Below are 14,915 nucleotides of genomic sequence, written 5' to 3'. Positions count from 1 at the left end.
TCAGCCGATCCTCTTTCTGGTGCTGCGGGCCGCCAGCACGAACATGATGGCGCCGATCGTCAGCATCACGCCGATCGCCTGCAGAAACATCGGCCAGATGTCGCCGGCCAGGAACACCGTCTGCAGGCTGGGGATCAGGTAGCGCGCCGGCACGATGAAGGTGATCCACTGGATCACGGTCGGCATGGAATTGATCTCGAAGAGGAAGCCAGACAGCAGGAAAGCAGGGAGAAAGGCAGAGATCAACGCCAGCTGCGAGGCAAGGAACTGGTTCTTCGTGGCCGTCGATATCAATAGGCCCTGGCCAAGCGCCGGGATCAGGAAAGCGGCCGACAGCGCATAAAGAGCAGCGACGGAGCCGCGGAACGGCACGCCGAAGAGAAAGACCGCAAGCAGCACGCAGAGCGTCATCGAGGTGAGGCCGAGCAGGAAATAGGGCAGGATCTTGCCGGCGAGCAGTTCGACCGCCGTCACTGGTGTCGCCATCATCGCCTCCATCGTGCCCCGCTCCCATTCGCGGGCGACGACGAGCGAGGTCAGAAGCGTGCCGACCAGCGTCATGACGATGGCGATCGAGCCGGGCACGAGGAAATTGCGGCTGGTCAGTTCAGGATTGAACCAGAAGCGCTGCTCGACCGAAATGGCGGGACTGTGGGAGGCGACGTCCGCCTGCCTCTGCCGCTCCCAGTTGGCAACAGTGCCTTGGGCATAATTCTGCACGAAATTCGCCGTGTTCGGTTCGGAGCCATCGACGATCACCTGGATATCCGGCCGGTTGCCGGCGGTGTAGCGCGTGGTGAAATCGGCGGGGATGACGACGATGCCGCGCAGCTTGCCGAGCACGAGATCTTCCTCGAACAGACGCCGGTCGCGGCTGATGGCCACATCGAAATAGCGGGAGGCCTGGAAACTGGCCGACAGATCCTGCGTCAGCGGCGTCATCTCCTCGGTCACGAGGCCGATGCGGGTGCGGGTGGTATCGAGCGAGACGCCGTAGCCGAAAAGAAAAAGCAGAATCAGCGGCAGCACGAAAGCGATGAGGATGCTGCTCGGATCGCGGATCGCCTGAAAGCTTTCCTTGCGCACGAGGGCCAAGAGACGCCGCATCCAGCCGGAAGAGGTGCTCATGCTGCATTCTCCTTCTCGGATTGCTGTACCAGGGCGATGAAGGCATCCTCCATTGTCGGGTCGGGCAGCTCCTTGGTCGCGACGCGGGCCTTCAATTCATCGGGCGAGCCGAGCGCGATCGAGCGGCCGCGATAGATCAGCGAGATGCGGTCGCAATATTCGGCCTCGTCCATGAAATGGGTGGTGACGAGCACCGTGACGCCCTTTTCGACCAGGGCGTTGATATGCGTCCAGAATTCGCGCCGGGTGATCGGATCGACGCCGGAGGTCGGTTCGTCGAGGAAGAGGGCGCGTGGCTCGTGCATGACGGCGCAGGCAAGCGCCAACCGCTGTTTCAGGCCAAGCGGCAGGTCCTTGGCCGGCTGGCTGACATGGCGCCCGAAATCGAAGATGCCGGCCATCAGCTCGATGCGCTCGCGCCGGTGTCTTCCGCGAAGGCCATAGACGCCGGAGAAGAATTCGAGGTTCTGCATGACGGTCAGATCGCCGTAGAGCGAGAATTTCTGCGCCATATAGCCAAGCTGGTTGCGGGCCTCGGCGGCATCGCGGCGAAGGTCGAAACCGGCAACGCGGCCTTCTCCGCCGGTCGGCTTCAACAGGCCGCAGAGCATCTTGAAGGTGGTGGATTTGCCGGCGCCGTTCGGGCCGAGCAGGCCGAAGATTTCGCCGCGGCGGATATCGAAGCTGATATTGTCGGCAGCGGTGAAATCGCCGAAGCGCTTGGTCAGCCCCTTGGCCTCGATCACCGGCCGGTCGTCATCGCCCTTCGTCGGCTCTTGCGCCTCGGCCAGCCTCGAACGGCCGCCAGGACCACCGCCCAGCATGTCGATGAAAGCATCCTCGAAGCGCGGCGGGGCAGGGGTGAGCGTTGCGCCATCGCCGGCCGAGCCGATATCCGGTTTCTTGTCCCTGGCGGCGACGAGGCGGATCGCTTCGCCCTGGATCACGCCGTCGATGACGCCATCGGCCTGCAGAAGCCCGGCGAGCACCTGCCGGCGGCGCCCTGTCATGCCCGAGACGCGGAAAACCCGGTCGTTGACGCGACCGGTCATGTCATCAGGTTTTCCCGAAAAGAGCAGCTTTCCCTGGTTCAAGAGCAGCACATGGTCGCAGGCTTCAGCTTCGTCGAGATAGGCGGTCGACCAAAGGACGCCGATGCCTTCCTTCGTCAGGTTCTCGACCATCTTCCAGAGGTCGCGGCGCGAGATCGGGTCGACGCCGACGCCCGGCTCGTCGAGCAGCAGCAGGCGCGGCTTCTTCAGAAGCGCGCAGGCAAGGCCGAGCTTCTGCTTCATGCCGCCGGAGAGCTTTCCGGCGAGCCTACCGGTGAAACGCTTGAGGTCGGTAAAAGTGAGCAGCTCGTCGAAGGCGCTTGCGCGTTCGCTCTTCGGCAGGCCCCGCAGATCGGCATAGAGATCGAGGTTTTCCTGCACCGAAAGGTCCTCATAGAGACCGAAGCGCTGCGGCATGTAGCCGATCGCCGCCTGGATGCCGGCGGGGTTCTTGCGCGTGTCGAAGCCGAGAACCTCCATCGTTCCCGTGTCGGGCAGCATCAGGCCAGTCATCAGGCGGATCAGCGTCGTTTTGCCGGCGCCGTCAGGGCCGACGAGACCGGTGATTGCGCCGCCGCCGATCATGCCGGAGACGGCGTCAAGAGCGGCTGGCGCATCGCCGAAGCGCTTGGTGACACCGTCGATCCGGACGAGCGGCTTGTCGCCCCGGCCGGTCTCGGCGGCGGTCATTGTCCGCCCGCCGTCGGCGTGGGAAAACGCACGGTGACCGGCATGCCCTGGCGCAGATCCGGGCCGGGCTTGTCGATGACAACACGCAGGCGATAGACGAGGTCGGTCCTAAGTTCCGGCGTTTCCACCGATTTCGGGGTGAATTCGGCAACCGGCGAGATGAAGCCTATCGTGCCTTCATAGGGTTTGTCGGGCGCCGTATCGGAGGTGACCGCAACCTTCATGCCGGGATGGATGCGGCCGAGATCGGGCTCGGCGACATAGGTGCGTACCCAGACGGGTTCTGTCAGCGACAACACGAAGACGGTGTCGGCGGGGGAAACGATCGCGCCATTTTCCCGGACGCGGGAGAGCATGACGCCGTCGTTCGGCGCGCGCAGTTCGGTATCATCAAGCGAGGTGCGGGCCGAGGCAAGCGTTGCCTGCGCCGCCTTCAACTGGGCGTCGGCGGCGGTGATATCCTCGACACGGGAGCCTTCCAGCAGGAGTTTCAACGCCTCGTTGGCGGAGTCGGAGCGTGCGGCGGCCATGGCCCTTGCAGCGGTCGCCTGATCAAGGCTGGCCTCGGAGATCGTGCCCTGCGGGCGCAACTGGCGGGCGCGGTCATAGGCGAGATTGGCATTGCGGAGATCGGCGATACTTTCGTCATAGGCGGCGCGCGCCTGGGCGATCTCTGTCGGCCGCGGACCGGCCTTCAGCTTGTCGAGCGTTGCCTGGAGGGCTGCGACATTGGCTTCGCCCGAGCGGACCGCGAATTCATAGGGTGCTGCATCGAGCTTTGCCAGAACCGTTCCCGTTTTGACGACGTCACCTTCGTCGGCGTGGAGTTCGGCGAGACGGCCGCTGACACGGAACCCGAGCGAGACCTGGCGGATATCGACATTGCCGTAAAGGACGAATTCGCGGCTGGGCTCAGGCAACCAGCCGAGCTTTTGGGGCAGGGCGTACCACCAGGCGGCGGCACCCGCCGCAACGAGGAGAAGGATGGCGATGGGAAGGATGCGTTTCATGCTGCACTTCCTTTCGATGCACCGATGGCATCGACCAGCTCTGCGGCGAGGCCGCGCACGGTTTCCACCTGTTCCGGGCCGACGCCGTCCCACTCCATCTGGGCGAGCACGGCTGCATGGGCGACGCGAAAGACGAGAATGCTGCCGAGAAGGGCGAAGGTGCGAAGGCGCACATGTTCCGAAGCGGGATCCTCATGAAGGATGGCGCCGATCAGCCGTCGGCCCATCTCGATCATCGGCCGCATGAGTCCCTGATAGACCCGTGTGAAGGCTTCTGTCGGCTCCATCTGCTCGCGGATGAGGAAGCGCGCCCAGGATTCGGACTCCTTGCCGACGAACAGCGTCACCATGGTCTGCAAAATCTCGGTCAGGAAATGGCGAGCCTCCGCTTCACCAAGCGGTTTGCCTGCAGCATCGAGCGCCAGCAGATGCGCGCCGACGCGCGCCCTCATGTCACCGACATGCGTATTGATCCGCATCATCAGATATTCGGCGGTGGCGATGTAGAGACCTTCCTTACTGCCGAAATAATAGGGGATTGCCTGCAGGTTGACGCCGGCCGCTTCCGTGAGCTGGCGCGTCGAAGCGCCGTCGAAGCCATAACGGCCGAAGACGTCGAGGGCGGCGGACAGCATCTTCTGACGCGCGATCTCGGCACGGGCGGAAGCCGGTGACTGGTTGTCGTGTTCTTGGGTCATGCCAGTTTTATAACGCCGATACAAAAATAAGTCAATCGAATGATATATTTTGGAAGCGATGTTATCGGCCGATGCCTTTGCTGAGGCAAAGGCAAGAACGTGGCATCGCTCATGGCTTGACGCGTGATCTGATTAGGGATGAGATATGCCGTTCAGCGGTTCAGCGTCAATTCGGATCAGGGCGATCTCAGCTGTTCTGGAAAACGTTCGGAAACAAGGCAAAGAGACCCGTGGGAACGGGTCTCTCAGGGTACCAAGCCTCGGGGTCGGCTGCCAACAGGTAGCGATACAATATCGCTAATTTTCACGGCACTAATATGTCTTGTGCCGACCGGCTGCGAAACAAAAAGCCCGCCACTTTTTCGTGATCCTTGCGGCACTGTTTTGACACAAAACTGCCTTGCTCTTTCCGTATCTCCGGTTCGATGCGTATTCAGATTTATATTATCGCGCTGCTGCTTAGCGCCATCATGTGGTCGATCTCGTTCGATGCGGCCCGCGAATCCTATCATGCCGCGCAAAGCGCGGGAGTGATGCCGAACCTGCATATCAACAAGAAGCTGGATCGTATTTTGTAGACTGCGATACAGCGTCCAGGTCATTGCCGATGTTGCATTCCCGCCCGCGGCCGGGACGTATTTCCTTATGCGCTCGCGAGCCTTCCGGACAGAAAGTCAAATTTCGTAAAATTTGACCGATCTGCTTAAAAGCCCTGAAAATACTGATGTGTAGAGTGGTCTCATGAAAGCGACCGAAGCGTGGACAGACGCGTCGATCGTTTGGAGCCGGGCAAACCGAACGCCCGCTGATCCGCAAACGGGGACTTCAACATGCACAGACCTCTTGCCGCCATCGCCTTGACCCTGACCATCACTGCCGCTGCCGACCCGGCATTCGCCGTCGGCCCCGCCAGCCTTGCCCGCGACCTGATGTACACCTCCGCCATCGGCCATTCGCCCGAGGTTCCGTTGACGACCCGCGCCGGTTTCGTGCGCCCTGGCGTTCCGTTCGTCCTGCGCAGCCCCGCTGCGATCGAGGGCGAGGGCTACCGGCTCAAGACCTATTCGCGGAGCCTCACCGTTGTCGTCGACTATGTGTTTTCGACGGCGGTCGATGCCGTACAAGCGGTTGCGTTTCTGCGCTGACACCTGACTAGATTCTAGGTCGATCCGACCTAGAATTATGCTGATCTATGCGCCGAGTTCGCTGCGTACGTCGAGATACCAGTCGACGAAGGCCTTGACGCCGACATCCAGGGTCGTATCCGGCTTGTATCCGGTCAGCGCGACCAACAGATCGGGAGCTGCGAAGGTGCGCGGCACGTCACCCTTCTGCATTGCCAGCATCTTGCGAATGGCAGGACGGCCGAGCGCCTTTTCCACCGTTTCGACGAAATCCATCAGGCTGACCGGCTGGCCTCCGCCAATATTGACCACACGGAAGGGCGCTTGGCGCGAGAGCGTTTCGACAGCCGTGTTTTCGAGGCGATTTTCCTCGGACGGGACGACCGCCGATAGCCTGACGATCGCCTCGATGAGATCGTCTATATACGTGAAGTCACGGCTCATATTGCCTTCGCCATAGATTTCTATCGGCTGGCCTTCAAGCATGTTCTTGGTAAATTTGAACAGCGCCATGTCGGGCCGGCCCCACGGGCCATAAACGGTGAAAAAACGAAAAGCCGTGGTCGGAATTTTGTGAAGATGGGCATAGCTGTGCGCCATCAGTTCCATCGATTTCTTCGTCGCCGCATAGATGGTCAGCGGCTCGTCGGCGCGATCGGTCTCGCGAAAAGGGACGGTCGCATTGGCGCCATAGATCGATGATGTCGAGGCCAGCATCAGATGGCGGATTTCGACGCGCCGCGCGATTTCCATGATGTTCCACGAGCCTTCGACGTTCGAACGAAGATAGGCTTCGGGATTTTCCAGGCTGTAGCGCACGCCGGCCTGTGCGGCGAGGTGAATCAGGATGTCGGGCTTGGCCGCCAGAACAGCCGCTTCCAGCGCCGGCCGGTCCTCGAGCATTGATATGACGGGTTTGAAGGCCGGAAACTGGGAGAGTGCCGCATGGCGCATCTCCTTGAGCTTGACGTTGTAATAGGGAGTCAGGCCGTCGAAGCCTGTGACGTCATGCCCCTCTTGCAGCAGGCGCCTGGCCAGATGAAAACCGATAAAGCCGGCAGTCCCTGTAATGAAGTAGCGCATTCCCACCTTTTCTCGACTTCCTGCCGACGGCAAAGAGCCGATTCCGTATCAAGTGACCCCACTTACAAGATAAAAATAGGCCGAGTCGATAGGTCTTTGAACGAGAAGGCCACAGCACCGTCTCTACCGCGGCGGACTGTCCGCTGTTGCCTTGCCGGATGAGGGCGGGACCATCGATATCGTCTGTCGGTCAGCCGCAACTCCCCGGCCGTTATGCTGCATTGCAACATGGTGGCTTGCATGTTATGGCCGGCCGGTCGTCTGCAAGCAGGTCAGGATCGATGAGAGATATAATTTATTGGATTCTCTGCGCGTTTCTGACCGTTGCCATCGCCATCGTGTCGTTACGCTATGTCACGAACTTCTGGCTTCTGTCCTTCGTCTACAGCTTTCAATTTCACCTCGGCGTCGTGTTCGTCGCCGCCAGTCTCGTCGTTCTGACTATCAAAAGGCAGATTTACGGCTTTATCCTTCTGCTTGCCTCGCTTCTTCTCATCGCTCACGGCGTCATCATGCTGCGCGAGTTCTCGCAGGACGACAGAGGCGCCGACAGGCCGCCGCTTTTTCGTCTGATGTCGTTCAACATCGCGATCGACAACTGGAAAAACTCGACTGAAATCACCGACATGGTGATCGCGTCGAATGCCGACGTCGTTAATCTGCTCGAAGCCAAGCCGCTGACGTTTCACCTGCAGCAATTGTTCAAGACCTATCCCTACCATATCGGCTGCGATGCCGGGAAGGATACATGCGATACGCTGGTGCTGTCCAAACGCCCCTTTGTCAGCCGGCAGGTCGCGAGCATGGGCAGTCTTCGAAAAAACAGGCTGGTCGTAGCAAGCGTCGACTTCGGCGGCGAAACTATCAATCTCGTTTCGGCGCACCTGACCAAACCATATTTCGACGATTTCCAGATGGCTGAATTGGAAGATCTCGGCAACGCGCTTGGCTCGATCGACGGCCCGCTGGTGCTGTCAGGCGATTTCAACTCCTCGGCGATCGCCCCGAGCATCCAAGCTTTCCTGCGCGAGCAGAAGCTGAAAACGATCACGCCAGAACCGGCAACATGGCCGATCGGCGCCGGCGCGCTGGGGATCGCCATCGACCACGTATTTGCACGCGCGCCGCTTCATCTGACATCGCTGAAACGTCTCGACGACAATCTCGGCTCGAACCATTCGGGCTTGATCGCCGACTTCGCTCTCGACAAGGACGGCGGAACTTCAACGGCAAAATGACTTTACCTGCGCAAGAAAATCCTGCCGGGGCTACAGATCAGAATCTGGTTCGGCCGCCTTTTTTGTCGATCATTTGAAACCTCTTGCCGTCGGTCTTCACGTTGACGCAATCGGTCTTCTTGCTGGGAAACAGGACGCACACCTGGCCATTGGTTATCTTGTAGCCATTCTTATTGCCGTCGCGATATTCGTAGCCGTTCTTGCTTTCTTTCAGTTCGGACGTACCGGGCAGGTGCTGGCGAATTTCCGACTCGCTTGCGGTTCGCATGCTTGCCGTTTCGGCAAACGCCATTCCTGGCACCATAATTGCAAGAAATCCGGCGAGGACGGGCAAGGTACGCATCAGGGGGATATCTCCGGTCATGTCTGTCGGTACATCCATTCTACGAGAACCCCAAGAGGAAATTCAACAGCGAGGATGGTCGCGCCGAAAAGGCCCGACCATCGCTCCGGCTGCGATTTTACGTCCTTCCAAACTCATCGACGATACGAATGATGTCGTCCTCGCCGAGGTAGGAGCCCGTCTGAACCTCGATGAGCTCGAGAAGAATCTTGCCGGGGTTGGCGAGGCGGTGGACTTCGCCCAGCGGAATGTAGACGCTTTCGTTCTCGCGCAGCATACGCACGTTCTCGCCGACCGTCACCTCAGCCGTTCCCTTGACGACGATCCAGTGTTCGGAGCGATGGTGGTGTTTTTGCAGCGAAAGCTTCTTGCCCGGCGTGACGAAGATGCGCTTCACCTGGAAGCGATCGCCGTTGAAGATGGAGGTATAGCCGCCCCACGGGCGATAGGATGTCGGATGGGTTTCGGCGAATTTCGCAGTAGTGGAAGACGAGGCCAGCATTTTAACCAATTGTCCAACATTCTGGCTGTCTTTAAGCGGCCCGACATAGACGGCGTCCTCGCTGGCGATGACGGCGACATCCTCCATGCCCTGGACGGCAAGATGCACGCCATGGGTCATGACGAGCGAGTTGCGGGTATTGACGACGGTGGTGTTTGCAGCGGCGACATTGCCGTTGTTGTCGCGTGCGCCTGATTTCCAGACGGCATCCCAGCTTCCCATGTCCGACCATTTGAACGGCGAGGGGACGACGGCGGCCTTGGAGGTCTTTTCCATGATCGCATAGTCGATGGAGATATCGGGGCTCTTGGCGAAATGGTCGGCGTCGAGGCGGGTAAAATCAAGGTCGCGGCTTGCCTTCGAAACGGCCTTGCTGGCCGCCTTCAGCACATCGGGCGCATATTCCTGCAGTTCGGCGATGAGTTCCGTCACCGGGAACATGAAGATGCCCGAGTTCCAGTAGAAGCCGCCGTCGGCGAGCATCTGCTCGGCCTTCTCGAGTGCCGGCTTTTCGATAAAGCGCTTGACCTTGTGCGCACCGTTTTTGAGCGCGTCGCCGATCTCGATATAGCCGTAGCCTGTCGCCGGCTCCGTGGGGTTGATGCCGAAAGTGACGAGGCTGCCTTCGGCAGCGGCATCGCGGGCGATGCGGATGCAATCGAAATAGCTCTCATCGGCAAGGATCTCGTGATCCGAGGCGAGCATCTGGATAATAGTGCCCTTGCCGAACAGCTCGCCAGCGAGCGTTGCAGCGGCGGCCACTGCCGCGGCAGTGTTGCGGGCGACCGGTTCGAGCAGCACGGCAGCGAGTGGGACGGCGAGCGCACGGGCCTGCTCGGCGACCAGGAAGCGGAATTCCTCATTGGTGACAACGATCGGGGCTTCATAGAGCTCCGGATTGGAAACGCGTTCGAGGGTTTCCTGAAACAGCGTCTTGTCGCCGACGAATTGGATGAATTGTTTCGGTGCGGTGGCACGGGAAAGCGGCCAGAGCCGCGTGCCTTTGCCGCCGGCCATGATCACGGGAACGATTTTCTGCGTCATAGGCGGGTTCCTTGAAAATAAACGGCTTGTTCGTCGCATGTTAGCGGGCGCCTGCCCAGTCTGTTATTCGATTGAGCCCTGTATTCAGCAGCTCCAGGGCTGCAGCTTCGCTGCCGGCCTCCGTGTAGCAACGCATTTCCGGCGCATTGCCGGACGGGCGGAAATGAATGATGCCGCCATCCCTCAGCGTCACCCGAAGTCCGTCGATGTCGGATTTCGTCGCTACCTCGCCGATCGGCTGCAGGAAAGCCGAGAGATTTTCGTCCGAAGCGCGCAGATGCTCCATCAGCGCGGCACTCGTCTCCAGTGGAAAATTCTCCAGGCGGTCGGCGGCGGCAAAGGGCAGGCGATAGGAGGCGGCTACGGCCGAAAGCGGCTGCTTGCGGGTGGCGGCGAGCGACAGGATCGCGAGCATCGGGATAAAACAATCGCGCGTCGGCAAGGCGCGCACGGCTCTGTCGTTGATATTGAAAGGGGTTGCAGTCAGCAGGCCGCCATTGGCTTCAAAGCCCATGACATGATCTTCGCCGGCCGCCACGGCCTCTTCCATGCCTGAAATGACGAAGGGTGAGCCGACGCGGGTGCGCCGGACGGCGAAAGAGCCCGCGGCCTCGATGCCGGAATTGGAGGTAACCGGTGTCACCACCGTGCCGGCACCGAGGAAATTGGCTGCCACAAGGCCGAGAAGGTCACCGCGCAACGGCGTGCCGGTTTCGTCTGCGACCAGCGGGCGGTCGCCGTCGCCATCGGTCGAGACGATCGCATCGAACTTGTGCTCGGACACCCAGCGCTTCATCAGCGTGATCGTCTCGTCGGAAACGGCTTCGGTGTCGACGGGAATGAAACTCTCCGAACGTCCAAGAGCGGTGATCTCGGCGCCGTAATGGGCGAGAACATCAACCAACAGATCGCGGGCGACGCTGCTGTGCTGGTAGACACCGATCTTCATGCCGGACAGCGCGCCCTGCGGAAGCAGGGCTGCATTGCGTTCGAAAAAGAGCTGCCGGCAGATCGCTTCATGCTCCTCCGTCCCGGCTGGCGCCTGCGTCACCGCTTCACCGGTTCGCTCGATCTCGGCCGCCAATGCGGTGATAGCAGCCTCGTCCGATTTGTCGATCTCACCATCCGGGCGATAGAATTTGATGCCGTTGCGGTCCGCCGGAATATGCGAGCCGGTAACCATCAGGCAGGCGGCGTTGCTCTCGAGGCCATAGAGGGCAAGGGCGGGTGTGGGGACGGTGCCGCAGTCGAATATCCGGAAGCCGAGCGCGGCAAGCGCACCGGCACAATTCCCGGAGATTTCAGGGCTTGAATCGCGAAAATCGCGGCCGATTAGAATGACGTCGCCGGCCCGCGCCTTGCCGGTCTGCAGCAGATATTTGCCGAATGCGGTGGCGTAGAGGGCGGAGGCGCGTCCCTTGAGGTCGACTGAAAGTCCGCGAAGGCCGCTCGTGCCGAATTTCATGGGAAGACATGGCTCCGATTTCACGATCAAAGTTCTACTCAGGCCGCCTGCCGGCGTAAATACCAAAGCCATCATATAGTTAAATACGGACGACGGTGCCTCGGATAGCCTCTTGCAATCTTATCTCACCGAATTCTGGAGGTGTAGACCCATTGCCGCGCCGGCAGGCATTGCAGCGTAGATCGATCTTGTTAGAACCGTGTGTCCGTTGTTTCGTCATATGCGAAGGATTTTCCTAGATGAGCGATACATCCGTCAGTCTCGAGGAGAGCTGGAAAGCCGCGCTGGAGGGGGAGTTTTCAAGCCCCTATATGCAACAGCTCAAATCCTTCCTCGTCGCGCAGAAGCAGGTCGGCAAGCGGATTTTCCCCAAGGGCAGCGAATATTTCCGCGCCCTCGATCTGACGCCGATCTCCAACGTCAAGGCCGTCATCCTCGGCCAGGACCCGTATCATGGACTCGGGCAAGCCCATGGACTGTGTTTCAGTGTCCGGCCCGGCGTGCGCATACCGCCCTCCCTGGTCAATATCTACAAGGAGATGGAGACGGATCTTGGCATCGCGCCGGCACGTCACGGTTTTCTCGAACATTGGGCAAAGCAGGGCGTACTCCTACTAAACAGCGTGCTGACCGTCGAGGAAGGGCAGGCGGCTGCTCATCAGGGCAAGGGGTGGGAACGCTTCACCGACGCCGTCATCCGCAAGGTCAACGATGAATGCGAATCCGTGGTCTTCATGCTGTGGGGTTCCTATGCCCAACGCAAGGCCGCCTTTGTCGATACGACGCGGCATCTCGTGCTCCGGGCGCCGCATCCCTCGCCGCTTTCGGCCCATAACGGTTTTTTTGGCTGCGGGCATTTTTCGAAGGCGAATACGTTCCTGCAGTCGCGCGGACGTGCGCCGATCGACTGGCAATTGCCGGCCGATCCCCATGGGGCGTAGATGTGAACGGACTTTGGCGTTCGTTCACTAAAAGAAGACAATGCGTTTTGGTCTACGGGTCTGTTCTACGGGAGTTTCAGCGCGCATCTTAGCCTCATCGAAAGCCCGCAACGGCGGGCATGAAAGGGGTTTGACATGCTCGATCAGATCAAGGGTCTGCACCACGTCACGTCGATGGCGCAGGATGCCCGCACCAACAACCAGTTTTTCACTACTGCGCTCGGCCTGCGACGCGTCAAGAAGACGGTGAATTTCGACGCGCCCGATGTCTATCACCTCTATTATGGTGACGAGACTGGTGCGCCCGGCACGGTCATGACCTATTTCCCGTTCCCGAAGATGGCGCAGGGCCGTCCCGGTACCGGCGAAGTCGGCACGACGGTATTTTCCGTTCCACAGGGCTCGCTCGGCTTCTGGAGCGATCGCTTTGCCGCGCTTGGTGTCGGTGGCCTGAAGGCCGAGGAAAGTTTCGGCGAAAAACGGCTGAACTTCTCCGGCCCGGATGGCGATGGCTTCGCGCTCGTCGAGGTCAAGGATGACGCCCGCCAGGCCTGGACACATGGCGGCGTCAGCGAAGACCATGCCATTTACGGCTTCCACTCCGTCGCCATGCGGCTGAGGGACGAAGGCGCTACGGCCGAACTCTTGAAGTTCATGGGTTACGAGGTCGCCGAGGAAAGGGACGGCGTCAAGCGGCTGATCAAGCCCTCCGGCAATGGCGCGCATCTCATCGATCTCGAGACCATGCCGAACATTGCCCGTGCCCTTCCGGGTGCCGGCTCCGTCCACCATGTCGCCTTCGCCGTCGAAAACCGCGAGAAGCAACTCGAAGTGCGCAAGGCGCTGATGGACACCGGCTATCAGGTCACGCCGGTGATCGACCGCGATTATTTCTCGGCGATCTATTTCCGCACGCCGGGGGGCGTGCTGTTCGAGGTCGCGACCAATGAGCCCGGCTTCGACCGCGACGAGGACACGGCTCATCTTGGCGAAGCCCTGAAACTGCCGCAGCAGCACGCCCATCTTCGCGCGCTGCTCGAGCAGCATCTGCAGCCGCTCGAAGTGTGAGGAGAGGCGATATGACCGAAACCGGATATGTGCACCGGCTGCATGCCGGTGCACCTGATAAACCCATCCTGCTGGTGCTGCACGGCACCGGCGGCGACGAGAACCAGTTCTTCGACTTCGGTCGGCGCCTGCTGCCTGAAGCAACGATTCTCTCGCCGCGCGGCGATGTTTCCGAACTTGGCGCGGCGCGGTTCTTTCGCCGCACCGGGGAGGGGGTCTACGACATGCCCGATCTCTCACGCGCGACGGAGAAGATGGCCGCCTACATCAAGGCATTCGCTGACGAGTACCGGGCTTCCCATATTCTCGGCCTGGGTTTTTCGAACGGCGCAAATATTCTTGCCAATGTCCTGATCGAGAAGGGTATCTTCGATGCCGCGGTTCTGATGCACCCGCTCATTCCGTTTCAACCCGAAGCCCAGTCGACGCTGGCGGGAAGAAAGGTGCTGATGACGGCCGGGCAACGGGATCCTATCGCGCCCATCTCCATGACCGAGGCGCTGTCCGAACATCTGAAAAACCGAGGGGCGGAGATCAGGGTGGTCTGGCATCCCGGCGGTCACGAGATTGCGCCGCTCGAGATCAATGCGGTCCGCGATTTTCTCGGCGGTTATTGACGGCGCGCACCATCGGTCGGCGGGAGACTGGTTTGCGGGACCGGCGAATGCCGGTCCCGCATCTTTGCTGAAACAAGGAGCCTATCGTCGTGATCGATAGGACATTAGGGGCGAGGAGGATATTTGCCCCTGATTGCCTTCATGTAGAAATTTCCCGGTGATTCCGCCATCGTCAACCCGACGACGACGCCCTTGGGGACGCCTTCATATTCTCGCCTTTGACCGTTGGTCAGATAGACCCGTAGATGCCGGCTGTCTTCGTCGTAGGCAATCGCCTCGATAAGTTTCGAATCAACCGCAGTTTCCACTTTGCACCCCGCAATTTTGGATCTGAGATTCCTGATCAAGAAATGTCATTCACACTCGCAACGTGCCATCATTATGCTGCGCTGCGGGGGCGTCAAGCGTCATCTTCTTTAACGTTCATTTTTTCCTGATGGCTCTCGTTATAGTTGATTTTTGCAGCTTTTTCGAAGGTGTGGCCTGTGGAAATCCGATACCTGTGGCTTCTCCATTTGGGGAATATTAGCCGAGAATGTCGCGAGAAACACAATAATCGCCGGCTTAACGCCGGATTAACCATCATATCGCAAACTATAGCGTATTATTAACCGCAGCACCCTCCGAAGTATGAATGATTACATCCGCAAGGCGGAGCGTGACCTCGCCGCTGCAACGGCCGATATCGGCGTTGCCGAGTCGCAGGCGCTGCGTGCTCAGGTGAAGACCACGCAGGAGACTCTTGCGCTTTCAATCGGGAGCTACAAGGATGGACAATCATCCTTGCTTGATGTGCTGGATGCGAGCGTTCGGCCGCGACCAGTCAGGCCAACCTGGCGCAGGCGGTGCAGCAAATGGCGAAGGACTATGTCACTCTGAATGTGGCAATTGGTTCGGTTACAACTTCGGTGG

At 60.0% G+C, this 14,915-nt stretch carries 14 protein-coding genes and 1 pseudogene; 6 read left to right on the top strand and 9 right to left on the bottom strand.

The features are described from left to right. From BS630_RS22105 to BS630_RS22090, 4 genes are read right to left on the bottom strand one after another with little or no spacing between them, the layout of a single operon-like run. A complete protein-coding gene (locus BS630_RS22105; protein WP_077979056.1) occupies positions 1 to 1,128 on the bottom strand; it encodes an ABC transporter permease in 1,128 nt (375 codons plus the stop codon). Continuing rightward, positions 1,125 to 2,870 (bottom strand): ATP-binding cassette domain-containing protein, encoded by a 1,746-nt coding sequence (locus BS630_RS22100; protein WP_077979055.1) that lies wholly within the window; start codon positions 2,868 to 2,870, stop codon positions 1,125 to 1,127. Before BS630_RS22100 ends, BS630_RS22105 begins: the two co-directional genes overlap by 4 nt. Further along, positions 2,867 to 3,880 (bottom strand): secretion protein HlyD, encoded by a 1,014-nt coding sequence (gene hlyD / locus BS630_RS22095; protein WP_077979054.1) that lies wholly within the window; start codon positions 3,878 to 3,880, stop codon positions 2,867 to 2,869. Before hlyD ends, BS630_RS22100 begins: the two co-directional genes overlap by 4 nt. Beyond that, positions 3,877 to 4,578 carry a CerR family C-terminal domain-containing protein gene (locus BS630_RS22090; protein ID WP_077979053.1) on the bottom strand — a complete coding sequence of 234 codons (702 nt, stop codon included), beginning with the start codon at positions 4,576 to 4,578 and terminating at the stop codon, positions 3,877 to 3,879. Before BS630_RS22090 ends, hlyD begins: the two co-directional genes overlap by 4 nt. A gap of 830 nt (positions 4,579 to 5,408) precedes the next feature. On the opposite strand from BS630_RS22090, the gene BS630_RS22085 reads away from it, so the two are divergent. Continuing rightward, entirely contained in the window at positions 5,409 to 5,723 is a 315-nt protein-coding gene (locus BS630_RS22085) for a hypothetical protein (protein ID WP_077979052.1), read from the top strand. 45 nt (positions 5,724 to 5,768) lie between these two features. Here the strand turns inward: BS630_RS22085 and BS630_RS22080 are convergent, their stop codons facing one another. Next, complete coding sequence (locus tag BS630_RS22080) at positions 5,769 to 6,785, bottom strand: NAD-dependent epimerase/dehydratase family protein (protein ID WP_077979051.1); 1,017 nt, start codon at positions 6,783 to 6,785, stop codon at positions 5,769 to 5,771. Positions 6,786 to 7,066: 281 nt separating this feature from the next. Between BS630_RS22080 and BS630_RS22075 the strand changes: the two genes are divergently transcribed. Beyond that, positions 7,067 to 8,023 carry an endonuclease/exonuclease/phosphatase family protein gene (locus BS630_RS22075; protein WP_077979050.1) on the top strand — a complete coding sequence of 319 codons (957 nt, stop codon included), beginning with the start codon at positions 7,067 to 7,069 and terminating at the stop codon, positions 8,021 to 8,023. A gap of 37 nt (positions 8,024 to 8,060) precedes the next feature. On the opposite strand, the gene BS630_RS22070 is transcribed toward BS630_RS22075, so the two are convergent. From BS630_RS22070 to BS630_RS22060, 3 genes are all read right to left on the bottom strand, one after another. Then, entirely contained in the window at positions 8,061 to 8,366 is a 306-nt protein-coding gene (locus BS630_RS22070; protein ID WP_026158824.1) for a hypothetical protein, read from the bottom strand. A 118-nt stretch (positions 8,367 to 8,484) separates the two neighbouring features. Further along, positions 8,485 to 9,912, bottom strand: coding sequence for a mannose-1-phosphate guanylyltransferase/mannose-6-phosphate isomerase (locus tag BS630_RS22065; protein ID WP_017961681.1), 1,428 nt, complete (start codon positions 9,910 to 9,912; stop codon positions 8,485 to 8,487). A 40-nt stretch (positions 9,913 to 9,952) separates the two neighbouring features. Continuing rightward, positions 9,953 to 11,377: a phosphomannomutase gene (locus BS630_RS22060; protein ID WP_077979049.1), complete on the bottom strand. Its 1,425-nt coding sequence runs from the start codon at positions 11,375 to 11,377 to the stop codon at positions 9,953 to 9,955. Positions 11,378 to 11,616: 239 nt separating this feature from the next. On the opposite strand from BS630_RS22060, the gene ung reads away from it, so the two are divergent. From ung to BS630_RS22045, 3 genes are all read left to right on the top strand, one after another. Then, entirely contained in the window at positions 11,617 to 12,318 is a 702-nt protein-coding gene (gene ung, locus BS630_RS22055; protein ID WP_077979048.1) for a uracil-DNA glycosylase, read from the top strand. Positions 12,319 to 12,453: 135 nt separating this feature from the next. Beyond that, the gene (locus BS630_RS22050) at positions 12,454 to 13,386 is read left to right on the top strand and encodes a VOC family protein (RefSeq protein ID WP_077979047.1); all 933 of its coding nucleotides are present in this window, start codon (positions 12,454 to 12,456) and stop codon (positions 13,384 to 13,386) included. An 11-nt stretch (positions 13,387 to 13,397) separates the two neighbouring features. Beyond that, positions 13,398 to 14,003 carry an alpha/beta hydrolase gene (locus BS630_RS22045; RefSeq protein ID WP_077979046.1) on the top strand — a complete coding sequence of 202 codons (606 nt, stop codon included), beginning with the start codon at positions 13,398 to 13,400 and terminating at the stop codon, positions 14,001 to 14,003. Positions 14,004 to 14,107: 104 nt separating this feature from the next. On the opposite strand, the gene BS630_RS22040 is transcribed toward BS630_RS22045, so the two are convergent. Further along, positions 14,108 to 14,350: a KTSC domain-containing protein gene (locus tag BS630_RS22040; protein WP_077979045.1), complete on the bottom strand. Its 243-nt coding sequence runs from the start codon at positions 14,348 to 14,350 to the stop codon at positions 14,108 to 14,110. 358 nt (positions 14,351 to 14,708) lie between these two features. Here BS630_RS22040 and BS630_RS38070 point away from each other — a divergent pair. Further along, positions 14,709 to 14,896 (top strand): annotated as a pseudogene (locus BS630_RS38070) (TolC family protein); the annotation flags it as partial. Positions 14,897 to 14,915: the final 19 nt, after the last annotated feature.

This window comes from Rhizobium laguerreae (genome assembly GCF_002008165.1).
GTDB classification, from domain to species: Bacteria; Pseudomonadota; Alphaproteobacteria; order Rhizobiales; family Rhizobiaceae; genus Rhizobium; species Rhizobium laguerreae.
The sequence above is the reverse complement of the archived record's forward strand: the minus strand, read 5'-3'. Positions and strand labels throughout refer to the sequence as shown.